General features: G+C 76.0%; 1 protein-coding gene. It reads right to left on the bottom strand.

Annotated features, from left to right (window positions below; translation table 11 throughout):
- Window positions 1-58: 58 nt before the first annotated feature.
- A partial coding sequence (locus C3481_RS16370; RefSeq protein ID WP_146053687.1) for a response regulator transcription factor occupies window positions 59-263 on the bottom strand: 205 nt, incomplete at its 5' end.

Below are 263 nucleotides of genomic sequence, written 5' to 3'. Positions count from 1 at the left end.
CCGTTCCCGGCCGTGGGGCCGTCCGCACACCGGCGGCCCCACGGAGCACCGGCGCGGCTCAGGCACCGAGGGGGTCGTCCGGCGTCCACCAGCCGCGCCGCGCCGCGAGCACGCCCGCCTGGAACCTGCTGGCCGCACCCAGTCGCACCAGCAGGGCCTGGACTCGCCGCTGCACCGTGCGATGCCCGATGCCTAGGTGACGGGCGATGGCCTCGTCCGGCAACCCGAGGCCCAGCAGCGACACGATGCGCCATTCCTCCTCG

Origin of the sequence: Microbacterium sp. Ru50, assembly GCF_002920555.1 — a bacterium.
Lineage (GTDB): Bacteria > Actinomycetota > Actinomycetes > Actinomycetales > Microbacteriaceae > Microbacterium > Microbacterium arborescens.
Note: the sequence above shows the minus strand (reverse complement) of the source record. Positions and strands in the feature narration are given on the sequence as shown.